Origin of the sequence: Streptomyces sp. NPDC007863 (assembly GCF_040633895.1) — a bacterium.
GTDB lineage: Bacteria > Actinomycetota > Actinomycetes > Streptomycetales > Streptomycetaceae > Streptomyces.
The window spans coordinates 245,708-269,665 of sequence record NZ_JBEYEI010000001.1 but is presented as its reverse complement, the minus strand read 5'-3'; the positions used below and the strand labels follow the sequence as shown (position 1 = coordinate 269,665).

Below are 23,958 nucleotides of genomic sequence, written 5' to 3'. Positions count from 1 at the left end.
CACCCCGCCCGCCCGCCGTGCGGCCGGACGGCGGCGGGCCGGAATCGTCCCGCGCCCTGATGATGAGAACGTGAAGGCCGGCGAAACCACGGGAGACCCGGACGGTCCCGGACCCGACGATTCCGGTACGGGCCCGGGCCCGGCCGCCGCCATGGGCGCCGCCGCCGGCGGGCGTCCCCTCGATCCGCGCATGTTCGACGGGACCGTCGCCGCCGTCGCCGTGCTCGCCGGACCCGAGGGGCGGCTCCTCTACACGAACTCCGCCTTCACCCGCCTCTTCGGGGCGCGGCGGCTCGGCCTCCCGGCGCGGGAGGCGTTCCCGGACTCGGACGGCCACCGCTTCCTGGACGTGCTGGAGTCCGTACGGGACACCGGACGGGCCCGGCAGGTCGTCGGCGAGCGGCGAACCGACCCCGGGCAGCCCGGGCAGGCCCGGCACTTCGTCTACTCGTGCAGCGCCGTCGCCACCGACCGCGGGCCCGGGATCCTCGTCCTGGCCATGGACACCACGGCCGAGACGCTGACGCTCCAGCGGTACGAGGCACTGGTCTCGGCCGTCTCGCAGATGGTCTGGGTGATGGGACCCGACGGGGTCATGGAGGAGATCGTCCCGGGCTGGGAGCGGCTGACGGGCACGCCCTGGCGGCAGCGGGCCGACGCGGGCTGGTACGCGCACATCCACCCGAGGGACCGGGACGTGCTGAGCGAGGCGTGGCGGCGCGCGGCCGGCGGGGGCGGGCAGCCCGGGGTGTTCGAGGCGACGTTCCGGGTGCGGGCCGAGGACGGCTCGTACCGGCACATGACCACCCGCTCCGTGCCCGTCCTGCGCGACGGCAGGCTCACCGAGTGGGTGGCGGCCACGGCCGACGTCGAGGACGCCTGGGGCACCCGGCTGCGCGAGCGACTCCTCGCGCAGGTCGCGGCCGTGTCGGGGGCGAGTCTCCACGAGGCGTTCGCCGAGGTGGTGAAGGTGGTGGTGCCCGAACTCACCGACGCCTGCCTGGTCCTCCTGCTCTCGCACGACGAGTGGCCGCTGCCGGAGCACGCCGGGGTGACGGCGCGGCGGATCGCCTCGGCGACCCGCCCCGGGCTGCCCGCCCCGCCGGCGCTGCGCGGCCAGGGCGTCGCCGTGACGCCCGCGGTGCGGAAGGTCCTCGACCACCGCGAGCCGGTCACCTTCCGGCTCGTACCGGGCGCGCCGGTGCCGCCCGGGCTGATCCCGACCGTGAGCGAACGCTGGCTGCACGCCTCGGGGGCCACCAGCCTGACGCTGATCCCGCTGATCGTCGAGGACCGGGTGCTCGGTTACGCCGCGACCAGCAGCAACGGCGACACGCCCGTCCCCGGACCGGCCGAGACCGAGCTCCTGCGCGAGGTGCTGCACCACGCCCAGCGCCCGATCCGCAAGGTCCTCGACCTCCAGCAGGCGCGGCGCACCGCCCTCGGCCTCCAGCGGGCGCACCTGACCGAGCCGCCGCGGGTCACCGGCGGGACACTGGCCGCGCGCTACCAGCCGGCGAGCCCCAGCGGGGAGATCGGCGGGGACTGGTACGACGCCTTCACGCTCCCGGACGACACCCTCGTCCTCGACATCGGGGACGTGGCGGGCCACGACCTCACGGCGGCAACGGCGATGGGCCAGATGCGGAGCATGCTGCGGGCCCTGGCGTACGCGGGCGGGCCCGGCGCCCGGCCGGACGCGGTGCTCGCCCGGCTCGACCACGTCTCCGCGGGTCTGGGAACGGCCCCGCTGGCGACCGCCCTGCACGCCGTACTGCGCCGCCGCGCGGACGGCACGTGGCTGCTGAGCTGGTCCAGCGCGGGACACCCGCCGCCGCTCGTCGTCCCCGCCGACGGCGACGCCGGCTACCTCGCCGGCGCGGCGGACCCGCCGCTCTGCGTGGCCTCGGACTTCCTCCGTACGACCCACGTGCACGTGCTGGGTCCCGGCGACACCCTGCTGCTCTACACCGACGGGCTCATCGAGACGCCCTCCGCCCCCATCGACGAGGGCCAGCGCAGGCTGGCCTCCGAGGCCGGTCTCTGCCGCCGTCAGACCCTCCCGGACCTGCTCCGCATCCTCCAGGGCCTCTCGGACCACCGCGACGACACGGCGATGCTGGCCTTCCGGGTGGACGGGACGCCCTGACGGGGCACGGGGGGGCCGGGACAGGACACACGGAGACAAGGACACACGGGAACGGGACGCCCGGCGTACGGGCGTCCCGTTCCCGGCGGTGCGGGGGTCAGTAGCGCAGCACGGCCGCGATGCGGTCCCGGCCGTCGAGCGTGCCGCCTGGCACGAACCGCACCTCCGCGCCCGTGTCCAGGGCCCGTTCGACGATCTCGTCGACCATGTCGTCCCGGGACCCGGGGTCACCGGCCTCGGCCGGTTCCAGGTGCTCGCCCTCCTCGCGCACGACCGTCCGGAAGTCGTCCTCGACGGCGACGAGGCGGGCCCGGCCCTCCTTCGCGGCCCGCCACACCTCGTCGATGCCGCCGGCGAACTCGCGGCGGCCCCGGGCCGCGTCCAGGTCGGCCAGGAGCCCCGAGACGGCGTCGGCCTCGCGGGCGGCCCTGGCCGGTTCGACGGCGGCGTGGACCGCGGCGGCCGGGCCCTCGGCGAGCCCGCCGTGCGGGACGGTCACGGTCTCCGGAGCCAGCGGGCCCAGCTCCTCCAGGAGGCCGAGGGCCTCGGAGGCGCCGAGGACGTACAGCGGACGGGGTTCGGCGGAGAGGACGACCCGCAGCTTCGCGTGCGCCTCGCGCAGGAACTGCCGGGCGGCCTCGTCCCGGAACGTGCCGGGAACGTCGCCGATCCGCTCCTTCCGTTCCGCGTCCGGGTCCTCCAGGCTGCGGGTCAGCGGGAAGCCGTCCCACGCGGCCTCGACGGCCCGCTCGGGGCCGCCGCTCCACAGCGAGACCCGGTCGGCGGCGACGGCGAGGGCCCAGTAGGGCTTCTCGGCGGCGCGGGCGGCGACGAGGTTGCGGGTGAGGAAGGTGTCCGCGAGGACCACCCGCTCGGGCACGGTCCTGGGCAGCGACCACACCTGGTGCTCGCCCTGCGCCGCGTAGATGACGAGCCCGTCCTCGGCGTGCGCGAGGTCGACCTCGGCGGCGGCGCGGCTCAGCTGGTCGAGGATGTCGAGCCGGCGCTCGCGGGGCACGTCCGGATCGCCGTCGAGGGTCCGCTCGGCCTCGGAGAGCAGATTGCGCAGCCGCACCGGGTCCTGGGCGTTGTCCGGTTCGCGGCGGTGCGTCGGCATCACCAGCGAGACGGCCGGGTACGGCCGGGGCTGACGCAGCTTCGCGAGCACCTCACTGCTGAGCACGGGATCCATGGGGGGCCTTCCTGCGAGGGTGGGGGAAGAGCACGGCGGACGGGCGGGCGCCGTCACTCCGCTCCGGCGAGCTGTTCGGCGAGCTCCTTCTCGTCCGCGTCGCTGAGCGAGGTCTTCAGGACGGTGCCGCCGTGGCGCTGCATCGCCGCCGTGAACTTGTCCTCGGTGAGCTTGGCGGCCATGATCACGACCGCCGCGGTGCCGGGGCGCAGCAGATCGCCGACCTGCTGCCGGAACCGCTCGTCGACGCCCGACTGGCTGAGCCGGCCGACGAGCCCGCCGAGCGCGGCGCCGGTGAGGGCGCCGACGGCCGGGGCGAGGAAGAGGATGCCGAAGATGGTGCCCCACAGGGCACCCGTCGCGGCGGTCACCCCGACGACCCGGTTGGAGGTGTCGACGTGGGTGCGCCCCTCCGTGTCGACGGAGACGACGGCGAGGCCGTTGAGCCCGACGACCTGGTCGCGCTGCAGGTCCTGCACGGTGCCGAGGGCCTCCTCGGCGACGGCACGGTCCTCGTACCCGATCACGATGAGCTCAGCCACGATGCCTCCTCGACCGCACGGGGGCTCGCGCCCCCGGCTACGCCCGATCCTGTCCCGATATGCCCGCTCCCGCGAATCGGAGGCGCCGAAGGTCCACGCTGCCTCCAGCTGGTCGACAGCCGCGCCCGGACGGCGATCCCGCTCGCGGATCTCAGGAGGCGCGCGCCGATGGGGGACGTCACGTCGAGATCGTGCCCGCCACTCTGGATTTCAAGACCACGGACGGGGCGGCCTGGTACACGTTCGCCGACGCCGACGGCGGCGTCGAGCGCAGTACGCGGGGCAAGTGCGGCGGACCGGTGGCCCGCGTCTCCTACGACCCGGAGGCCCTGGCCTTGGCTCCGTTCCTGATCGCCTGAGCGCTCCTAGCGGCCGGAGGCCAGCGTCTCCAGGGCCAGTTCGGTGGCGCGCCGGTGCCAGAGGCCGGCGCCGCGGAGCATGGCGTGGCCGCCGGCCGGCATGGCGATGCCGGTCGCGTCCGCGCCGGCCTCGCGCGCCCGGCGGACGAACTCCCAGGAGTCGCGGGCGGCCGTGACCCGGTCCGTCTCGTCGTGGAGGAGGTAAAGGCGGCGGCCCGCGAGGTGGGCGACGGGTTCGCCGCGCGGGCACCAGGGGGCGAGGGCGACGACTCCCCGGACCGCCGGGTCCCCCGCCACGGCGAGCGCCGCGCGTCCGCCCATCGAATGGCCGACGAGGACGACCGGCATCTCCCCGAAACGCGCCCGCAGCCCGGCGAGCGCGGCCTCGGCGTCCCGGGCGGCGTCGGCGCGCTCGCCGTTCCAGCCCCGGTGCCGGTAGCGGCCCTCGGCGACCAGGACCGCCCTCCCCCGCGCGGCCCGCCGCACGGCCTCGGCGAAGGGCCGCATGCGCAGGGCCGGCAGGTTGAGCAGCGGCGGCGCGTCCAGTCCGTCGGCCCGTCCGCCGTGCAGCAGGAGCACCGCGGCCTCCGGCGCCTCGGCTCCGTACCGTACGAGCAGCTGCCCGGCCGCGCCGGACCGGGAACGCACGGACATGGGGCCTCCTGTCGGCCGTTCGGGTGAGGACGCGGGCAGGCCAGTCTGTCACGGGCCGTCGCGCGCCTCGCGGGAGGCGGGCGTCCGGGTCAGCGGGCGCCGAAGACCTGGGTCCAGTAGGGGCCGCCGTCGTCGTGGATGCCGACGCCGAGTTCCTTGAAGTCGCAGTTGAGGATGTTCGCGCGGTGGCCCGGGCTGTTCATCCACGCCTCCATGACCTGCTCGGGCGTGCGCTGGCCCATGGCGATGTTCTCGCCGTAGGTGGACCACGGGTAGCCGGCGGCCGTGACGCGGTCCCCGGGGTCGGCGCCGTCGGGGTTGGTGTGGTCGAAGAAGTCGCGGGCGGCCATGTCGTCGGAGTGGGCCTGCGCGGCGCGCGCGAGGGTCGCGTTCGCGGTGAGCGGTCCGCAGCCCGCCTTGGCGCGTTCGGCGTTGACGAGCGACAGCACCTGGTCGGCGGCGGAGCCCTGGCCGTCGTCGTTCTGCGCGCCGCCGCCCGGGGCCGGGTCGGTGGAGGGCGTCGGCGACGCGGTGGTGGGGGCGGGCTTCGGCGCGGCCGTCGTCGGCGCGGCGGTCTTCCTGGGAAGGGTGGGGGTGGGGATCGCGGTGGTGCGCTGCGGGGTGGGGGCCGCCGTGGTGGGGCGCGCGGTGGCGGTCTTCTTCCCGCCGCCGGGCGTGGCGGAGGCCGTCGTCCGGCCGGGGGACGTGGCGGACGCGGAGGGGCTCGCGCCGAGGCCGGCGGGGGTGGTGGAGAGGGAGTCCGGGTCGTGGCTGAGGGGCGTGTCGGGGCCGGGGGCGGCCGCGCGGTTCGTCTCCAGGAGCTCCTTGCCGTCCCGGCCGCCGCCGTACAGCGAGAACGCCCCGCCCGTCACCGCGACGACCGCGATGCCGGCCGCGACGGCGGCGCGCCGCCGGGTCCGCTCCTCGGCCTGGCGCCGCCGGCGCCGGTCCCCGCGCGTCGCCCGGCGTCCGTCGGAGGCGGCGGGGGCGGCGGGGGCGGCTGGGGCGAGCCCGCCGAGGTCGTAGGCCCGCGTCGCCTCCTCCGCGAAGGCGTCCGGGAAGGCGTCCGCGAAGGCGTCGGCGACGGTGTCCGTGTCCGCGCCGTACGCCGGGGCGGCGGACCCGGCCACCACGGTGGAGGGCACGACGGCGGACGGCACGACGACGGTCGGCGCGACGCCGTTCGACGCCGCCGAGCCGCAGAGGGCGCACCACAGGGTGTGCCGGGCGAGGTGGTCGCGCCAGCCCGCGCCCGGGCGGCCGTCCCAGCCGGCGGCCACTTCCTGGAGCCCGGGGCAGCGGGGGCGCCGCGCCAGGGCGGCCTCCACGGACCGGGCGGCCTCGGCGCGCGCCCGTACCGTCTCCATCCGCGCCGCGGTGTCCTCCGGCGTCCACTGGAGCGCGGCCGCCGTCTCGTAGCGGCGGAGCAGCCCCTCGGCCTCCAGCGAGCCGAGCGCGGCCAGGACCGCGTCCTGGACGTCCAGCCAGCCCCCGCCCCCGTCGGGGCCGAGGGCGGCGTGGCCGAGGACGGTGTCGACGGCGAGGCCGACGAGCCAGGGTCGGAACGCCTCCGGGTACGGCAGCGTGTGCAGGGCAGCCCGCGCGCGGCGCAGGGTGTCCCCCGCGACGGCATCGGCGGCGGAGGCATCGGGGCGGGCGTCGAGGGCGCGGGACACCAGGGCGTGGACGAGCGGCCGGTGGGCGGCGAGGACCTGGTCGCTCGCCCAGGGGTCCCCGTACTGCGCCGCCCGTATCCGCTGGGTCGTCCACTCGGCCATCTGGTCCGTCTCCGTCGTCCGCTGCACGCCGTCCGTCCTTCTCTCGCCCGTTCCCGGATTTCCTGCGCCTGGGAGAGCCTGCGCGGAGGACGGCGATAACGGAAAGAGGAAAAGCGGAATCCGTGACATGGGTCACAGGGGGACTGGGCGGCCGCCGCGTGGGCTCCTAGGGTGGCCGCATGGACGGGGAGCGGGCGGCCGGGGCACACGGTGACGAACGGCTGGCGGGGCGGCTGCGGGAGCTGACGGGCGGGCGGTGCGCGGCCGCCGCGGCGGTGGTCGGGCCCGGGGGCACGACGGTGGCCTCGGTCGGGGCGGGGCTCGGCGCCGACTGCGAGATCGGGTCGCTGTCGAAGGGCGTGACCGGGCTGCTGTACGCGGACGCGCTGCGGCGCGGGGAGGTCACCGCGCGGACGGCGCTCGGGGCGCTGCTGCCCCTCGCGGACGTGCCGGCCGGCGGCGTGACGCTGGGGGCGCTGGCCACCCACCGGTCGGGGCTGCCGAGGGTGCCCGGCTCGGCGCGGCCGTGGCGGCGGACGCTCGCGCTCTGGCGGCACGGCACCAACCCGTACGGCGAGTCCGTCGTCGAGCTGATCGACCAGGCCCGCACGGTACGGCTCCGCTCGCCGCGGCCCCGCTACTCCAACCTCGGGTTCGAGCTCCTCGGGCACGCGCTGGCGGTCGCGGCCGGGACGTCGTACGAGCGACTGGTCGCCGACCGGGTGGGCACCCCGCTCGGTCTCGACCCCTTCTACCTCCCGGCCGGACCGGCGGGGCTCCGGCCGGGCGCGCTCACCGGCACCACCCGGCGCGGCCGGCCGCGCGAGCCGTGGACGGGCGAGGCGCTGGGGCCGGCCGGCGGGATCCGGGCCGATATCGGCGGCATGGCGCGCCTCACCGCCGCCCTGCTCGACGGCACGGCGCCGGGGATCGCCGCGCTCGACCCCGTCCTGCGCTTCGCCCCGGGGACGCGGATCGGCGCGGCCTGGATCACCCTGAGGGTCGCGGGCCTGACCGTCACGATGCACAACGGCGGCACCGGCGGCTTCCGCTCCTGGCTCGGCCTGGACCGCGCGTCCGGCACCGGCGCGGTGGTCCTGGCCGCCACGACCGCCTCCGTCGACCGCCCCGGCTTCGCCCTCCTCAGGGAGGCCGGAGCGCGCGGCTGAGTACCGGCGGCCCCGGCATGATCCGGAAGACACGTCCTAGCTAGGCGCCGGCGGGCCGCGTCCGGGCCGCCCAGCGGGCCACCGGGCCGGTGGCGGCGCCGGCCAGGGCGAAGGCGGCGCCGAGGAGGAGCCAGCCGGCGGGGCCGACGCCGATGAGGAGGGCCGTGACGACGAGCGGTCCGAGGGTGCGGGCCACGGGGACGCCGGCGCCGAAGAAGCCCTGGTACTGGCCGATCCGGTCGGCGGGGGCCAGCCCGAGGCCCAGCTGCCAGGAGCCGGCCGAGTGCCGCATCTCGGCGGTCACGTGGAGCACCGCGCCGACGACGAGGACGGCGGTGGCCGCCGTGGCGCCGAGGCCGGGGAGCGCGGTCACCGCGAAGACGGCGCAGGAGGCGCACATGACGGCGCCCGCGCCCCGCACCGCCGCCGAGGCCGACCCGAGGTCGGTGACCGAGCGGGCGGCACGCACCTGGAAGGCGGTCACGGCGGCGGTGTTGAGGACGAAGAGCGCGGAGACCGTCCAGCCGGGCGCGGCGGTCCGCTGCACGATCCAGAGCGGCAGCGCGAGGCTCAGCACTGGCATCCGCAGCAGCATCAGGGCGTTGAGGAGGGCGAGGACCACGTACGGCCGGTCGCGGAGCACCGCCGTCCCGGAGGCCCGTACGGCGGCGGTCGCGGGCGCGGCCGGGGGTGCGGGGAGACGGGCGAGCAGCGCACCGCCGAGCACGAAGCCGGCCGCGTCGAGGGCGAGGACGGCGAGGTACGCGCCCCGGGTGTCGGCGTGCAGGGCGAGGCCGCCGAGGGCCGCGCCGACGGCGAGTCCGGCGTTCAGGACCGCCTGGAGCCGGGCCAGGACCGCCGTACGGTCCGCCGGCGCGACGAGTCCGGCGAGCAGCGCCTGCCGGGCGGCGGCCAGTCCGCTCTGCGCGCAGGCGAAGACGGTCGCGGCGGCGAGGAAGGCCGGGAAGGAGTCGACGACGAGGAAGGCGGCGACCGCCGCCGCCGTCACGAGCGCGAGGAGCACGCAGACGCCGCGCGGTCCGCGCCGGTCGGCGAGCGTCCCGAGCGGCACGCCGGCCAGTGACCCCACGGCCCAGGCGACGGCGAGTCCCGCCCCGACCTGGGCGGCGGAGAGCCCGACGACTCCGGTGAAGTAGAGCGCGGACGTCACGTAGTACGCGCCGTCGCCGACCGCGTTGCTCAGCTGGGCGAGGAGCAGGACGCGGGGCGCGGCGGGGCGGCCGGAGCCCCGGGCGGCGGAGCCTGCGGGGGCGGAACCTGCGGCGGCGGAGCCTGCGGGGGCGGGGGGCGTGACGGTGGGGTGCGTCGGGGTGGTGTTCGCCATGGACACGACCGTAGAACGAAGTGGCCTGCGTTCCCTGGTCCATTGACGGACCGCCGCACTGGGCCACTTCGAGGGGCGGCGCCCTCAGCTCCCGTACACGCTCCGGCACAGCTCCGCCGCCCCCATGGGCGCGTCGATCCGCCGCGCCTCACGGCAGAGGTTCCGCATCTCGGGCAGCCGCTCCCCCGCCGCCGGGCGGGCGGCGGGCGCGGCTTCCCGGGGCGGGGTCGCGGCGCGGGTCCGGGGCGGGCGCGACTGCGCCGGCGCCGGCGCCGTCGGGCGGGGGGTCGTCGTGCGGGGTGCCGTGGCGCGGGGCGCCGGGCGCGGAACGGACGCGGAGGGCGGCACGGGGGCGGGAGGCCGCACGGGACGGGGTACGGAACGGGGAACGGCTCCCGGGCCGGTCTCCCGGGGCTCGGCCCCCGTTTCCGCTCCCCCCTCCCCTTCCGCCTCCGCCTCCGCCAGCTCCTCCCGTGGTTCGGCCTCCACCGGCGGCTCCGGGAGGGCCGACGGGGGTCGCTGGGCGGCGGGCGCGAGCGCGGGCGGCCTGGTTCCCGGGGGCTGCGGGGCGGGCGGCGCGGCCCGCTCCGGGAGGGCGACGCAGCCGCCGACGAGGAGGGCGGTGAGCAGGGGGAGCACGGCGCGGCGGGCGTTCATGACGGTCACGCTGCCGCACGCGGGAGGGACGGGCGGACGGTACGGGCCGCGACCACCGCCACGGGTGAACGCGGCACAGCGGGTGTACGTCAGGCGGTGAGCGCGTCGAGGATCGCGAAGAAGCCGTCGAGCGGGGCCCGGTCCCGGGTGACCTGGGCGCGGAGCACCGCGCCCTCCCAGGCGTCGACGAGGAACGGCCCCAGCCGTTCGGGAGCGAGCGGGCCGGTCAGGTCGCCCGCGGCGCGGGCCTCGCCGAGGACGCGGACGACGGCCTCGGTCCAGGTGGCGAGGCCGGTCTCCACCCGGTCGCGGAGCAGGTCGCTCTGGTTGGAGAGTTCGGCGCCGAAGTTCCCGAAGAGGCAGCCCCGTTCGAAGGAGAAGCGTTCGAGGTCGTCGGCGAGGTACGCGAAGTGCGCCCGCAGCCGCGGGAGGGGGTCGAGCGTCCCGTCGTCGAGGCGGGCGAGGTCGCGGGAGGCGGCGTAGCGCTCCAGGACCTCGACGGCCAGGTCCTCCTTGCTCGCGAAGTGGTTGTACACCGAGCCCTTGGGGACTCCGGCCGCACGGGCGATGTCCTGGATGCCGGTGCCGTTGAACCCGCGCAGGTGGAAGCACTCCACGGCGCCCTCGACCAACTGCTCACGCACGCTGGGCCTGGCCACTGCTGCACTCTCCTCGCTCTCCTCGCCCCAGAATATGAACGGTCGTCTTGAGCGTCAATCACCCCTGGCGCGAGTCCACTTGACTCGACCGAACCCCCAGAATCCAAGCTTGCCGAATCCAAGATGGACGGTCATATTGACCCTCGAACCGTCGACATCCGAACCGTCGACATCCGAACCGCCGACATCGGAACCACCGACGACCGCATCACCGACGACCGAACCTTCGGCCTACCCAAGGAGCAGCACATGGACACCTACCGAGCCGTCGAAGTCACCGGCTCCCAGGACTTCCGCCTCGTCGACCGGGAGTTAGCCGACCCCGCCCCGAACCAGGTCCGGGTCCGGGTCGAGTTCTGCGGCATCTGCCACACCGACGTCCTCGCGGCCGAGGGCATGCGCGCCGACCCCACGCGGCCGATCGTCCCCGGGCACGAGATCGTCGGCGTGATCGACGCGGTCGGTCCCGGGGTCCGCGCCTGGCGGACCGGCGAGCGCGTCGGGATCGGCTTCCTCGCCGGGCACTGCGGGGAGTGCGACCCGTGCCGCCGGGGCGACTTCGTGAGCTGCCGGGACCAGGAGCAGACGGGGACCACGATCGACGGCGGGTACGCGGAGGTGGCGTACGCCAGAGCCAGCGGTCTCGTCCGGGTCCCCGACGGCGTGCCGCCGGCCGAGGCGGCGCCGCTGCTGTGCGCCGGACTGACCACGTTCACGGCCCTCCAGCGGAGCGGGGCCCGGCCGGGTTCGCTCATAGCGGTGCAGGGCATCGGCGGCCTCGGGCACCTCGCGGTGCAGTACGCCCGGGCGCTCGGGCACCGCGTCGTCGCCGTCGGCCGCGGCCGGGACAAGGAGGCGGCGGCCCGCGAGCTGGGGGCCCATCACTACGTCGACAGCACCGCGCAGGATGTCGCCGAGGCCCTCCAGGAGCTGGGCGGCGCGGCGGCGGTCCTGGCCACCGCCTCCTCCGGCGCCTCGATGGGCCCCCTGGTGGCGGGGCTCGCGCCGCGCGGCCGGCTGCTGGTCCTCGGCGCCGCGGCCGACCCGGTCCAGGTGGACACCGGGGAGCTGATCATCGGCACCCGCACCGTCCAGGGCCACCTCACCGGCACCCCGGTCGAGAACGAGGACAGCCTCGCCTTCAGCGCCGCCCACGGGATCAGGCCGAGCATCGAGTTCTTCCCGCTCTCCGAGGCGCCGAAGGCCTACGAGCACATGCTGACCGGCCGGGCCCGCTTCCGCGCGGTCCTGGACGCCACCGCCTGAGCACGCCGAGGGGCGGGTGCCGGAGTCCACCCGGCGCCCGCCCTTGCCCGCCTCCCCGGAGGCGTCAGCAGGAGAGGTTGCCGCCCGGTGCCACGCCGAGGACCGAGGCGAACCGGAGGTAGGCGTCGACGCGGCTCTGGACCTGCGCCGGGTTCCGGCCGTCGCACTCCAGGGAGCCGTTGATGGAGCGGATCGTCTGGCCGAAGCCGGCGCCGTTGACCATGGCGTTGTGGGCGGTCATGGTGCCGGGGCCGTTCTGGGTGTTCCAGTACCAGAGGCCGGTCATCATGGCGACGTCCGGCTCGCGCTCGACCCGCCAGGGGTTGTTCAGGAGGTCGATGCCGAGGGCGTCGCCGGCGGCCTTGTAGTTGAAGTTCCAGGAGAGCTGGATCGGGCCGCGGCCGTAGTAGGCGGCCTGGCCGGCCGGGCAGCCGTAGGGCTGGTTGGCGTCGCAGTAGTGCGGGTAGTTGGCGGTGTTCTGCTCGACGATGTGGACCAGCCCGCCGGTCTCGTGGGAGACGTTGGCGAGGAAGGCCGCGGCCTCCTGCTTCTTCACCGTGTCGCTGCCGGTGCCCGCGAAGGCCGGGTACTTCTTGGTGGCGGCGACCAGACCCGCGTACGTGTAGAAGGGGTTCCGGTTCGGGAACATCTGGTTGAACTGCGCCTCGCTGACCACGAATCCGGACGGAGCGGGAGTGCCGCCGCCGCTCGCGGGAGCGTTCCACTTCTGGTTCGCCGCGCCGGTGCAGCTCCAGATCTGCAGCCGGGTGCCGTCGGCGCTGTTGTTGTCGCGGACGTCCAGGCACTTGTTCGCGGCCGGGTTGACGATGTCGCGGGCGGCGGTGACCACCCACTGCTGGTTGGCGCCGCCGCCGCAGTCCCACAGCTGGACCGAGGCGCCGTCGCCGGTGCCCCGGTCGACGACGTCGAGACACTTGCCGAGGGCGCGCAGGGTGCCGTCTCCGGGGTTGGACCAGCGCTGGGCGTCGGTGCCGTTGCAGGTGTAGAGCTGGACGGCGGTGCCGTTGGCGCTGTTCGCCGCCGCGACGTCGACGCACTTGCCGGCGAGTCCGGTGACGGAACCCTCGGCGGCCTCGGCGGGCGCCACGGTGAAGAGGGCGGACAGGACGGCGGTCAGGGCCGTCAGGGCCAGGGCCCGCCCGGAGAATCGGCTTCTGCGCATGGGAAGGACACGCTCCTCGGAGTTCGCCGGGCCGCCGGAGGACGGGCCCGGGTGGGGGAGAACAGGGCTGCGCGCACCGAGAAGCTAGAGGTCTGGACCAGCTTGCGTCAAGAGTTGAAGTAAGGGGCGAGGGAAGGGAGTTCGCGTATCCGTCGCCCGATTCCGCGTCACCGCACGCGCAGGGTCTCCATCAGCGTGAGGAGCAGTGCGGTGTTCGCGAGGTAGCGGGTCGGGGCGACGACCAGCGGCCCGCGCCGGCCCTCGGCCCGAACGGTCAGGGTGCCGTCCGCCAACTGGACCCCGTGGACCGCGCGCCAGGGCGCCGAGGCCCGGCCCGAGCCGAGTTCGTCGGCCGTCAGCCACACCAGGCCGAAGTCGAGGCGCTCGCCGGCGTCGAGGCGGGCGAGGGCGCCGGGGAGTTGGGCGCGGGCGGAGTCCTGGCGCAGCAGCGGGCCCCAGATCTCGCCGCCGGCGAAGACGCTGCCGACGACGAGGTTGCGCCCCTCGGTGTCGGTGAGGCCGAAGGAGTACGTGACCGAGAGGGTCCGGCCGTACTGGGTGCGGCGGACGGTGTTGTCGAGGACCTTCGTGTCGGCGTAACGGACCACCCGGATCCGGCCCTTGAGGTGGACCACGAGCCCGCCCTCGTACTGCTCCAGGCGCGCGTCGCCGGTGCGGCCGCCGAAGAAGAGGTGGCCGAGGAGGGCGAAGAGGCAGAGGACGAGCGGGAATCCGGGGACCATCGCGAGCGGGCCGTAGCCGCCGGCGAGCGCGGCGACGACGGCCGCCGCGAGGACCGAGGCGAGGACCGCGACCCCGAGGGCGCCGCGGTTGCGCGCGGGCGCCGAGGAGGCGTGGCCGCCGCGAGGGGCGCCGAGCCGTTCCCGTACCGCCGCTTCCCTCATGAGCCGTTCGTAGCCGCCGTGTTCGGCGTCGGTCCGCACCATCGTCGCCCCCGGTCCCGCGTCGGTGTCGTCTGTGTCGCCCGTGCCGTCCGTGCCGTCGGTCGGCGCCACTATGCTACGGCCAGAACAGAACCTTGTTCTAGAATTCTGCTCCGAACTGCCGGTGATCCACAGGGGGACCCGATGTCGCACACACCGCCGTCCTGGTATCCCCCGGGGCGGCAGCCCCCCGCACCGGTCCCCCGCTCCCGGCGCGACCGCGGGCTGACCGCGCTCGCCGTCGGTCTGGCGCTGCTGGTCGTCGCGGTGGCCGGAGCGGGGTGGTACGGATACGGGCCCGGGGACGGGCGGCCGCGGCCGGCGGACGCGAAGGAGAGCGCCGCTCCGCCCTCCGGGACGGCCTCCCCCGAGCCCTCGCTCCGCACCCCTCGTCCCGTCCGCGTCCCCGGCACCCAGGAGCTGGCCGCGGCCCGCCGCCCCGGCGAGGCCGCCGCCTGGATCGCCGCGGACTCCACCGACCTGCCCCGGCGCACCGTCCACGTCGACGGCCCCTGGATCGTCGGCGACACGATCGTCCAGGCCCTGTACCGGGAGGTCACGGCCTACCGGCTCTCGGACGGCGCCGAGGTCTGGAACCTGACCCTGCCCACCCCGGTCTGCGAGGCTCCGGAGCAGGCGACCCCGGACGGCCGGATCGTCCTCGTCCTCGCGACCAGCGGCGCCCAACGGGGCGCGCGCTGCGACCGGTTCCGGATGATCGACCTGCGGACCGGGAAGGCGGGCTGGACGAAGGAGCTGCTGCGGGACCCCGCCCGCGACACGCCCGCCGTCATCGTGCACACCGCGATCAGCGGGGACACCCTCGCCGTCGCCGAAGGCCTGGGCGCCGCCGCCTTCCGCGTCTCCGACGGGTCCCGGCTCTTCACGATCCCCACCGAGGACCCGGGCCGCTGCCACCCCGACCGGGTGGCCGGCGGCAGCAGGCTCCTGGTCGGCGCCACCTGCGCGCTCGGCGTGGACCGGCGCACGCGGTACTCCCAGCTCCGCGAGCTCGATCCGCGCACCGGTGCCGTGCGCTGGCGCCACCGGACCCCGGCCGGCCGGCGGGCGGAACGGATGATCTCGGTCGACCCGGTGGTGTACACCTCGATCGACAACGAACGGCTCACCGACGACTGGCGGATCGTCGCCCTCGGCCCCCGGGGCGAGCTGCGCCGCACCATCGACCCGCGCCCCAAGGGCTTCGAGCACTGCGTGCACGTCGGCATCGACGCGGACCTCCAGCCCTGCCCGGGCATCGTCGTCGGTCACGGCCTCGTCCACGTCGGCGGCACGGACCGGGTCGGCGCCTACGACCTGGCGACCGGGAAGCTCCTGTGGGGGATCCGGACGCACGACGGCAGGACCCTCACACCGGTCGGCTCCCCCTCCGCGTCGGGAACCCTCGTGTACGAGTCGGCCACCCCCAGCCGCCCCGGCCGCACCTTCGTCCTCGGCAAGGGCGGGGCCGACACCGAGAAGGTGCTCCTGAAGCACCCGGCGGCCGCCGCCGAGGCCGAGTACAGCACGATGGCGGGCCGTGTCCTCCACGTCGGCGGAAGGATCGTCACCATGCCCACCGGCGTCAGCGGCGACGACGCCCGGCGGCAGCCCCGTCTGGTCTCCTTCGCCCCGGCCCGGGAGTGACCCTCCCCCGTCCACCGGTGATCCAGAGAGCGCTCTCAAGCCTCTCGCCGGTACGGATATCCTGACTCGGTCCGAGCAGACGAAGGGGGCCGACGTGGCCGAGCAGACGACGGGGGCGCGCCCGACCCTGGAGGCCGTCGCGGCCCGGGCCGGGGTGTCGCGGGCCACGGCCTCGCGGGTCGTCAATGGCGGCGCGGGGGTCCGCGCTCCGCTGGTCGACAAGGTGCGGCAGGCGGTGGAGGAGCTCGGCTACGTCCCGAACCTCGCGGCCCGCACCCTGGTCACCCGGCGCAACGACGCGGTGGCCGTGGTCATCGCCGAGCCCGAGTTCCGGATCTTCTCCGACCCCTTCTTCCAGGAGCAGGTGCGCGGCATCAGCCGCGAACTGACCGCCCACGACTCGCAGTTGGTCCTGCTGTGGGTGGAGAGCCCGGGCGATCACGACCGGATCGCCCGGTATCTCGGCGGCGGGCACGTCGACGGGGCGCTCGCCTTCTCCCTGCACGACGAGGACGAGCTGGCGGTGGTGCTGCGCCGGGCGAAGATCCCGACGGTGCTCGGCGGCCGGCCGACGGACGGGATCGGCCCCGGCATGCCGTACGTCGACTGCGACAACCGCGGCGGGGCGCGCGAGGCCGTCCGGCTCCTGGTCGACCGGGGCTGCCGGACCGTCGCGCACCTGGCCGGGCCGCGTGACCAGACCTCGGCCGTGGACCGCGCCGACGGCTACCGCGACGCGCTCGGGGACCCGGATCCGGCCCTCGTGGGCCACGGCGACTTCACGGCCGAGAGCGGCGCCCGGGCGATGGCCGCACTCCTCGACCGGCGTCCCGACGTGGACGGCGTGTTCGCCGCCAACGACCTGATGGCCTCGGGCGCGCTGCGGGTGCTGCGGGAGCGGGGGCTGCGGGTGCCGGAGGACGTCGCCGTGGTCGGCTTCGACGACGTGGCGTCCATCGCCGAGCGCACGGACCCGCCGCTGACGACCGTCCGGCAGGACATCGAGGGCATGGGGCGGCTGATGGTGCGGCTGCTCATGCGGCTGCTGAACGAACAGGGGTCCGGGGCGCCCGCCCCGGACCCGCTGATCACGCCGACGACGCTGGTGCGCCGGGCCTCGGCGTGAGGCCCGGCGCCCCGGTCAGTCGAAGGGGATGACCACGACCGAGTCGTCCGTGCCGGTGCGGACGGTCGACGGGCCGTTGCCGATGGCGCTCCACACCTCCAGGCGGACGGTGCCGCCGCGGAGGTCGCCGAGGGTGCCGGTGGCGGACTTCAGACCGCGGTTCTGGTCGTAGCGCTCCCAGCCGGTCACCGGGTCGGTGGCGAAGTAGTGGTAGGTCTCGGTGCGTTCGAAGGTGCCGTCGCCGGTCAGGTCGTAGCTGATCCGGGCCTGCTGGCCGAGGCCGACGTTGGTGCCGGCGTCCACGGCGAGGCGGAAGGCGGTGGCGGCGCCCGGGGTGTGGGTGCCGGTGACGTTCCGCGCCTCGAAGACGAGCGGCTGGTGCGGGGTGCCGTCGTGGTTGGCTCCGCCGGCGGAGGCGAGGGTGGCGCTGCCGGCGGTGGTGTCGGTGGCGGTGGTCAGCGTGCCGCCGGAGGCGAGCCGGAAGGTGTCGCCGGTGCCCGGCTCGGGGCAGGCGGGCCCGCCGGGCTGACCGCAGGGAATCGTGCCGGTGGTTCCCTTGCCGGTGGCGGTCGAACGGGCCGGCACGGCCAGGGACTTGCCGTCGGAGAAGGTGACGGTGATCGGAGCGGAGCCGAAGTTGTGGGCCGCGTAGGTGCGTTCGGTGCCCTTGAGGAAGACCGCGGAGGTCGGGACGGAGCCGGTGACGCTCGCGTCGGGGGCGCCGAGCGCGTCCAGGACGGTCAGCCAGTGGTAGGTGTGCGCGCGGGTCTCGCCCGCCTCCGGCGTGTAGTTGCCGCCGACGGCGTCGAAGCGGCCCTTGGCGCGGGCCGGTTCGGCGAGTGACTCGAACTCCCAGAGGATGTCGCGCCATTCGACGGCCGGGCCGCCGTTCTCCCGCTCCATCTCGGCGAGGTTGCGCCGGATCGCGCCCGGGTAGGCGCCCATGTGCAGGGCGTTTCCGGCGGTCACCGGGAGGGTGTTGATGCCGTGGATCTCCTCGGGGTTCGCGGTCCACCAGGTGGAGTACGCGCCGCCGCTGCCCCAGACCATGCCGACGGTGTCGTGGCCGAAGGAGCCGGGGAAGACCTGCTGGTCGGCGTCGAACCAGTACTGGCCGATGGCGTCGGACTCGGTGGCGAGGAGGTAGCCGCCGAGGTCGCGCAGGGAGGCGTCGCCGGTGGCGGCGCCCCACAGGACGAGGGCGGCGCTGAGGTTGGTGGACTCGGAGGACGACTCCTGGTTGTTGCCGGCCGCGAAGCCGGAGTGGCCGGAGGCCCAGCTGTGTCCGGCGTACACGTCGAAGCCGCGTAGGAAGGGGAAGGCCGTGTCCGTGCGGCTGGGGTTGGCGACGTCGCGGACGAGGGTCTTCACCATGCCGCCCCAGGCGGAGTCGGCGGCCCAGGCCTGGTCGTACTGGGCGACGATGGCGGCGGCGTACACGTAGTAGCCGTAGTGGAAGTGGTGGTCGTTGAGCTCGGTGTCGCTGCCGTAGGAGGCCGGGTAGCCGGTCAGGGTCTTCCAGGTGCGGTCGTACGAGAACTCGTTCGCGCCGCCCGTGGTGAACCAGTCCTGGAGCCGGCCCTTGATCAGGCCGAGGAGCCGGTCGCGCAGCGCCGTGTCGCCGAGCTGTTCGGCGAGCGGCACGAGCTGGGCGAGCTTCCCGAGCGCCTTGCCGGTCCAGTACGTGTCGGTGGCGCCGGAGAACGGGTCGGCGGAGTTCACCACCTCGTTCAGGTACGTCCGCAGCCGGGCCTGGTCGACGGCGCCGGTGGCGGGCAGCCCGGGCAGGACGGCGGCCTGCTTGCGGCTGGTGGAGAAGGAGCGGCCCTCGCGGACCTTCATGGTGCCGCGCGGGGAGACGTACGTGTACGGGGTGAGCGGGTCGGTGGAGTTCGTCCACTGGTGCCGGTAGAGGGCCTGGAGCGTCCCGGTCTCGGTGCCCTCCTTCGCCTCGGTGGTCAGCGTGTAGGTGGCGTTGGCCTTGCCGCCGGAGGAGGACCAGGCGACGCGGGAGCCGGTGACGAAGCTGTAGGCGTAGCGCCGGTAGGTGGCGAGGGCGTCGGTGGAGGGGAGGACGGCGACGGAGAAGTAGTCCTTGCCGCCGAGGCCGGCCGTGAGCGTGCTGCCCGAGACGTTCCAGTCGGTGCCGGTGGGGGCGAAGAGGGCGTAGTGGTGGCCCGCGACGGTGATGCCGAGGACGTTGCCCTGGTCGGCGAAGACGGTGGGCGGGGCGGCGGTGGTGATCCGGGCGTCGCCGCCGGTGCCCTTGGCGTACACGTAGGGCAGGCCGTGGCCGATGGTGGTGCGCAGGGTGCGGGCGCCGTCGGACCAGAGCGGGGTGACGGTCCAGTCGGACCAGTCGTCGGCCTTGGCGTCGGGCGAGTTGAGCCCGGTGAGGCCGAGGGTGAGGTCGGCCTTGTGGGGGAACTCGTACTGGCGGCCGTCACCGACGATCGCCGGGGTGGTGGGGTAGCCGATCTCCAGGCCGCCGGCGACGGCCTGATAGGTGAGCGGATGCCCGTACATGGGGGTCGAGTACGGGTTGTCGCCGTAGCGCTGGAAGGCGAGCGAGGACCACCAGTCGTTGGTGGGGAGGGGCCGGTCCTTGGCGGCGGCGGTCACCTTGGGGGTGACGGGGGTCCCGGTGTTGGTGGTGGGACCGGAGGTCCCGGCGGGGCGGGTGTCGGAGTATCCGCCCGCGCCCACGGGGACGGTGGCGGCGGAGGCGGATCCGGCGGCGGCCGGTACGAGACCGGCGGCCGCCAGGGCGGCGGTGAGGACCAGCGACGCGGCCGGTCGGGAGCGGGGAGCTGACACGTACAGCACCTCGTTGGCTCGAAGGAGGGATTCGTGGGGGTTCGTTCTTGGGTGTGACGGTTCTTGAGAGCGCTCTCAGCAGTGCGCAACGTAAAACTCCCGAAACCTGGGCGTCAAGAGAGGCGAACGAAAGCGGAGTTGGGGAGGCGGTCTCGTAGGAACCCCTCGATTCCGAGCCGTTACGCCTTCGAGTCTTGACGGGAACGGGCGAGTCGGGGCACGCTCCAGTCCGTTCTTGAGAGCGCTCTCAAGGGTGTTCGCCGGTCTCCGGCGGGACCCGGAGCACTCCGTTCCTCCCGCTTCCCCTTCCCGCGATCCACCCCGATCCGTCAGCTCCACCCTGATCCACCCCGATCCACCCCGATCCGCCCTGACTCCAAGGGAGCCCGTCCATGCCCATCACCCGTGCCGCCGGCAAGGCAGCCCTCCGCATCGGAGCGGTCGTACTCACCGGCTCCCTGCTCGCCGCCTGCGGCTCCGGAGCCTCCGACACCGCGTCCGACAAGCCCGGCGGCAAGGTCACCGTCACCGTCGACCTCTTCGGCTCCTTCGGCTACAAGGAGGCCGGCCTCTACGCCGAGTACGAGAAGCTCCACCCCGAGGTCACCATCAAGCAGACCGACACCGAGGACGAGGCGGACTACTGGAAGTCCCTCCAGACCCGGCTCGCCGGCGGCGGCGGCCTCGCCGACGTCCAGGGCATCGAGGTCGGCCGGATCGCCTCCGTCACCCAGCAGCAGGCCGACCGCTTCGAGGACCTGCGGAAGTACGGCGCCGACGGCCTGAAGAGCCAGTTCGCCGAGGCGAAGTGGGCCGCCGCCACCGGGAAGAACGGCGAAGTGCTGGGCCTCGGCACCGACGTCGGCCCCGAGGCGATGTGCTACCGCACCGACCTCTTCGAACAGGCCGGACTGCCCACCGACCGGGCCGAGCTGGCGAAGAAGTGGTCGACCTGGGACGGGTACCTGGAGCTCGGCAAGCAGTACAAGGCCAAGGCCCCCGCGAAGAGCGCGTGGCTCGACAGCGTCGGCAGCCTCTACTCGATCATGATCGGGCAGGAGAAGGAGCGGTACTACGACGCCTCCGGGGCGCTGATCTGGGAGACCAACCCCGCCCTGAAGACCGCCTGGGAGACCTCCGTCGAGGCGAGCGCCGCCGGGCTCAGCGCCAAGCTCGACCAGTGGTCCCCGCAGTGGAACCAGGCCTTCGCCGCGGGCTCCTTCGCGACGATCCCCTGCCCCGCGTGGATGCTCGGCTACATCAAGGGCCAGGCCGGCGAGACCGGCAAGGGCAAGTGGGACATCGCCACGCTGCCCGGCGGCGCCGGGAACTGGGGCGGCTCCTACCTCGCGGTGCCGCGCGCCGCGCAGCACAAGAAGGAGGCGTACGAGCTGGTGAAGTGGCTCACCGCGCCGGAGCAGCAGGCGAAGATCTTCGCCAAGCAGGGCAACTTCCCGTCCTCGACCGGCGCGATCGCCGAGGTCGCCGGCACGACGGACCCGTACTTCTCCGGCGCGCCCATCGGCCAGATCTTCGGCGACGCGGCGAAGGCGGCGCCGGTCCAGGTGCTCGGCATCCACGACCAGAACATCAGCCAGCAGATCACCAACGCGCTGAGCGAGGTCGAACGCAAGGGCCTCGCCCCGGAGAAGGCCTGGGAGAACGCGAAGAAGGGCGTCGCGAACACCCTGGGCTGACGCCCGGCCCCCGGGCCCGGGTCAGGGCCGTGGCGGGACGCCATCCGCTCCGCGGCCCACGTCACCGCCGCGCGACCGGACCCGGCCGCCAGGCTTGACCCGCCCAGCGTTCGCCGTCGGACGGCGGGGCGGCTTCGGCGGGGTGGGGCACCCGCGGTCGACGCGGAACCGCCGAGCTTCCGTACCGCGACGGGCCCTGGGGCCCGGGGCCGGCGCGGGCGGCTCGGCCGGGATCGCCGAAGGCCAAGGGCCGGAGGCGGAGGCAGCGGGCCCAGGGCCGAAGGCCGGGGTCTGGGGCCCAAGGCCGAAGGCCGGGAGCCGTGGGCCGTGGCGGGCCCACGGCCGGCGCCGGCGGCGCGCGGTGCCTTCCGCGCCCGCCGGGGTGTGGCCACGCGCCAGCCCCCCACTTCCGCCGAGGTACCTCACGCCGGTGGTCCGATCCCACCAGCGGGCCGCACGGGCGACCGTCCCGGCGGGGACGCTCCGCCGGGGTCCGCCTGAAGGCGGCTACCGCCCCGACGGGCTCCGGCCGGTGGACGTCCGGCCCGCGCGGCGGGGCCGGGCCCCGCGGGTCGCCGCGCACCGCCGGTGCCCCCACGGGCCACGGGCCCGACCGGCTCCGGACGGCCGGGCAGCCATCGGGCCGGCCCTCCCGTCCGGCACCGCCCCACCGTCCGGCGCCGCCCACCGTCCTGCACAGCCCCTACGTCCCCGCCCCACGGGCACGCCCCCGGAGGCAGCCGCACCGCACCGGGGGCCGCGGGGCCGGGCCACCGTCCGGTCCCACCGGCAGCGCCCCCACAAGCCCACCGCCGGGCCTCCGACCCGTACCACCACCGCCGCCGCCCCCGCCAGGGGCTCGTCATCCTTCCGAACCGTCTCCCGAAGGGCCGCACCGTGACCCTCGTCGCACCGGCGAAAGCCGGCACCGTTCCGCGTACGTCGGGCTTCCGGCGTGTGTGGGGCGTTCTCTCCCCCTACACGTACGTCGCACCGTTCTTCACCCTGTTCGCCGCCTTCGGGCTCTTCCCGCTCGTCTACACGGCGTACGTGTCGCTCCACCGGGTCGAGCTCCAGGACCCCGGCGCCATGGAGTGGCGCGGGCTCGGCAACTACACCGCGCTCTTCGGCGACGAGTTCTTCTGGACCGCGCTGCGCAACACCTTCACGATCGGGGTGCTGTCCACCGTTCCGCAGCTGGTGATGGCGCTCGCGCTGGCGCACCTGCTCAACCACCGGCTCCGTGGCCGGACGTTCCTGCGGACGGCGATGCTGCTGCCGTACGCCACCTCCGTCGCCGCCGCGACCCTCGTCTTCGCGCAGCTCTTCGGCCGCGACTTCGGGCTCTTCAACTACGTCCTCGGCCTCGTCGGCGTCGGGCCGATCGACTGGCAGTCGGGCACCCTCAGCTCGCAGATCGCGGTCTCCACGATCGTCGTCTGGCGGTGGACGGGCTACAACGCGCTCATCTACCTCGCCGGCATGCAGTCGATCCCGTCGGAGCTGTACGAGGCGGCGGAGATGGACGGCGCCTCCCGCTGGCGGCAGTTCTTCCACGTCACCCTGCCGGGGCTGCGGCCGACCATCCTCTTCACCGTCGTCGTGTCGACGATCGGCGCCACCCAGCTCTTCGGCGAGCCGCTGCTCTTCGAGGGGTCCATGTCGGGCGGCATCTCGCACCAGTACCAGACGCTCGGCCTGTACATGTACGAGCAGGGCTGGGGCTTCTTCCACCTGGGCCGGGCCGCCGCGATCGCCTGGGTGATGTTCCTGCTGATCCTGGTGCTGGTCGGGGTCAACGCCCTGATCGCGCGCCGCCGTTCCCGCAAGGAGGCCGGCCGATGACCGCGCTCGCCGATCCGCCCGCCCAGGTCCGCGCCCCCGCCCGGCGGACGCCCTCCCGGCCGCGCCGCCGGTCCGGTGCCGGGCGGACCCTGAAGGCCGGGCCGGTCGCGTACGCCGTGCTGATCCTGGCCGTGCTCGTCTCCGCCTTCCCCTTCTACTGGACGATCGTCGCGGCCAGCCGCACCAACGCCGACCTGGCCCAGGTGCCGCCGTCGCTGGTACCGGGCCCGCACCTCATCCGGAACTTCGAGGCGGTGCTCGCCGAGGCGGACATCGGCAAGGCGCTGCTCAACTCCCTCATCGTGTCCGGTTCGATCACCGTCGGCACGGTGCTGTGCTGCACGCTCGCCGGCTTCGCCTTCGCCAAGCTCCGTTTCCGGGGCCGGGGCGCGCTGCTCGCGGTGACGGTCGGGACGATGATGATCCCGCCGCAGCTGGGCGTCATCCCCCTCTTCATGCTGATCGCGGAGCTCCAGTGGGTGAACCAGCTCCAGTCGGTGATCCTGCCGGGGCTCGTCTCCGCCTTCGGGGTGTTCTTCATGCGCCAGTACCTGGTGCAGTCGCTGCCCGACGAGCTGATCGAGGCGGCCCGGGTGGACGGCGCGTCCACCGCCCGGATCTTCTGGTCGATCGTGGTGCCGATCGCCCGGCCGGGCATGGCGGTCCTCGGTCTGCTGACCTTCATGGCCGCCTGGAACGACTTCTTCTGGCCGATCGTGGCGCTCTCCTCACAGGAGCCGACCGTCCAGGTGGCGCTGCGCCAGCTCGGCGGCGGCTACGTCCACGACCAGTCCGTGATCATGGCCGGCACCCTGCTCGGCACGCTGCCCGTGCTGCTGGTCTTCGGCCTGCTGGGCCGCCAGATCGTCGGCGGCATCATGCAGGGCGCGGTCAAGGGCTGAGCCCCGACTCTCTTTCATCCCTCCCCT

Annotated in this window: 19 protein-coding genes; 9 read left to right on the top strand and 10 right to left on the bottom strand. The window is 74.9% G+C overall.

Translation table 11 applies throughout. From position 1 onward, the window contains the following. Window positions 1–70: 70 nt before the first annotated feature. Entirely contained in the window at window positions 71–2,149 is a 2,079-nt protein-coding gene (locus tag ABZ621_RS01125) for a SpoIIE family protein phosphatase (RefSeq protein ID WP_360599361.1), read from the top strand. Window positions 2,150–2,246: 97 nt separating this feature from the next. Here ABZ621_RS01125 and ABZ621_RS01120 read toward each other — a convergent pair whose 3' ends face one another. Together ABZ621_RS01120 and ABZ621_RS01115 are read right to left on the bottom strand one after the other, a co-directional pair. Continuing rightward, complete coding sequence (locus ABZ621_RS01120; RefSeq protein ID WP_360599359.1) at window positions 2,247–3,341, bottom strand: chemotaxis protein; 1,095 nt, start codon at window positions 3,339–3,341, stop codon at window positions 2,247–2,249. Between the two features lie 53 nt (window positions 3,342–3,394). After that, window positions 3,395–3,883, bottom strand: coding sequence for a DUF1269 domain-containing protein (locus ABZ621_RS01115; RefSeq protein ID WP_360599357.1), 489 nt, complete (start codon window positions 3,881–3,883; stop codon window positions 3,395–3,397). A 191-nt stretch (window positions 3,884–4,074) separates the two neighbouring features. Between ABZ621_RS01115 and ABZ621_RS01110 the strand changes: the two genes are divergently transcribed. Further along, window positions 4,075–4,242: a hypothetical protein gene (locus tag ABZ621_RS01110; protein ID WP_360599355.1), complete on the top strand. Its 168-nt coding sequence runs from the start codon at window positions 4,075–4,077 to the stop codon at window positions 4,240–4,242. A 6-nt stretch (window positions 4,243–4,248) separates the two neighbouring features. Here the strand turns inward: ABZ621_RS01110 and ABZ621_RS01105 are convergent, their stop codons facing one another. Then, on the bottom strand, window positions 4,249–4,896 hold the full coding sequence (locus tag ABZ621_RS01105) for an alpha/beta fold hydrolase (protein ID WP_360599353.1): 648 nt from the start codon (window positions 4,894–4,896) through the stop codon (window positions 4,249–4,251). An 89-nt stretch (window positions 4,897–4,985) separates the two neighbouring features. Then, window positions 4,986–6,701, bottom strand: coding sequence for a CAP domain-containing protein (locus ABZ621_RS01100; RefSeq protein ID WP_360599351.1), 1,716 nt, complete (start codon window positions 6,699–6,701; stop codon window positions 4,986–4,988). 152 nt (window positions 6,702–6,853) lie between these two features. Here ABZ621_RS01100 and ABZ621_RS01095 point away from each other — a divergent pair, with 152 nt between their 5' ends. Next, window positions 6,854–7,843, top strand: a complete 990-nt coding sequence (locus ABZ621_RS01095) for a serine hydrolase domain-containing protein (RefSeq protein WP_360599349.1) — start codon at window positions 6,854–6,856, stop codon at window positions 7,841–7,843. Window positions 7,844–7,883: 40 nt separating this feature from the next. On the opposite strand, the gene ABZ621_RS01090 is transcribed toward ABZ621_RS01095, so the two are convergent. The 3 genes from ABZ621_RS01090 to ABZ621_RS01080 form a co-directional block, all read right to left on the bottom strand. Continuing rightward, window positions 7,884–9,188: an MFS transporter gene (locus ABZ621_RS01090; protein WP_360599347.1), complete on the bottom strand. Its 1,305-nt coding sequence runs from the start codon at window positions 9,186–9,188 to the stop codon at window positions 7,884–7,886. Window positions 9,189–9,272: 84 nt separating this feature from the next. Beyond that, window positions 9,273–9,845, bottom strand: coding sequence for a hypothetical protein (locus ABZ621_RS01085; protein WP_360599345.1), 573 nt, complete (start codon window positions 9,843–9,845; stop codon window positions 9,273–9,275). An 89-nt stretch (window positions 9,846–9,934) separates the two neighbouring features. Next, window positions 9,935–10,504: a TetR family transcriptional regulator C-terminal domain-containing protein gene (locus tag ABZ621_RS01080; protein WP_360599343.1), complete on the bottom strand. Its 570-nt coding sequence runs from the start codon at window positions 10,502–10,504 to the stop codon at window positions 9,935–9,937. A gap of 249 nt (window positions 10,505–10,753) precedes the next feature. Here ABZ621_RS01080 and ABZ621_RS01075 point away from each other — a divergent pair, with 249 nt between their 5' ends. Then, a complete protein-coding gene (locus tag ABZ621_RS01075; protein ID WP_360599341.1) occupies window positions 10,754–11,770 on the top strand; it encodes an alcohol dehydrogenase in 1,017 nt (338 codons plus the stop codon). A 64-nt stretch (window positions 11,771–11,834) separates the two neighbouring features. Here ABZ621_RS01075 and ABZ621_RS01070 read toward each other — a convergent pair whose 3' ends face one another. Together ABZ621_RS01070 and ABZ621_RS01065 are read right to left on the bottom strand one after the other, a co-directional pair. After that, a complete protein-coding gene (locus tag ABZ621_RS01070) occupies window positions 11,835–12,953 on the bottom strand; it encodes a glycoside hydrolase family 19 protein (protein ID WP_360599339.1) in 1,119 nt (372 codons plus the stop codon). 167 nt (window positions 12,954–13,120) lie between these two features. Next, window positions 13,121–13,969 (bottom strand): DUF6585 family protein, encoded by an 849-nt coding sequence (locus ABZ621_RS01065; protein ID WP_360599337.1) that lies wholly within the window; start codon window positions 13,967–13,969, stop codon window positions 13,121–13,123. Between the two features lie 72 nt (window positions 13,970–14,041). Between ABZ621_RS01065 and ABZ621_RS01060 the strand changes: the two genes are divergently transcribed. Together ABZ621_RS01060 and ABZ621_RS01055 are read left to right on the top strand one after the other, a co-directional pair. After that, a complete protein-coding gene (locus tag ABZ621_RS01060; protein ID WP_360599335.1) occupies window positions 14,042–15,544 on the top strand; it encodes a PQQ-binding-like beta-propeller repeat protein in 1,503 nt (500 codons plus the stop codon). 94 nt (window positions 15,545–15,638) lie between these two features. After that, window positions 15,639–16,670, top strand: coding sequence for a LacI family DNA-binding transcriptional regulator (locus ABZ621_RS01055; RefSeq protein WP_360599333.1), 1,032 nt, complete (start codon window positions 15,639–15,641; stop codon window positions 16,668–16,670). Window positions 16,671–16,685: 15 nt separating this feature from the next. Here ABZ621_RS01055 and ABZ621_RS01050 read toward each other — a convergent pair whose 3' ends face one another. Next, the gene (locus ABZ621_RS01050) at window positions 16,686–19,487 is read right to left on the bottom strand and encodes a glycosyl hydrolase (protein WP_360599331.1); all 2,802 of its coding nucleotides are present in this window, start codon (window positions 19,485–19,487) and stop codon (window positions 16,686–16,688) included. 392 nt (window positions 19,488–19,879) lie between these two features. Between ABZ621_RS01050 and ABZ621_RS01045 the strand changes: the two genes are divergently transcribed. The 3 genes from ABZ621_RS01045 to ABZ621_RS01035 all read left to right on the top strand — a co-directional run bounded on the left by ABZ621_RS01045 (window position 19,880) and on the right by ABZ621_RS01035 (window position 23,931). After that, a complete protein-coding gene (locus tag ABZ621_RS01045) occupies window positions 19,880–21,184 on the top strand; it encodes an extracellular solute-binding protein (protein WP_360599329.1) in 1,305 nt (434 codons plus the stop codon). 957 nt (window positions 21,185–22,141) lie between these two features. Continuing rightward, complete coding sequence (locus tag ABZ621_RS01040; protein WP_360599889.1) at window positions 22,142–23,029, top strand: sugar ABC transporter permease; 888 nt, start codon at window positions 22,142–22,144, stop codon at window positions 23,027–23,029. Then, window positions 23,026–23,931: a carbohydrate ABC transporter permease gene (locus ABZ621_RS01035; RefSeq protein ID WP_360599327.1), complete on the top strand. Its 906-nt coding sequence runs from the start codon at window positions 23,026–23,028 to the stop codon at window positions 23,929–23,931. The genes ABZ621_RS01040 and ABZ621_RS01035 overlap by 4 nt, the downstream gene beginning before the upstream one ends. Window positions 23,932–23,958 lie beyond the last annotated feature (27 nt).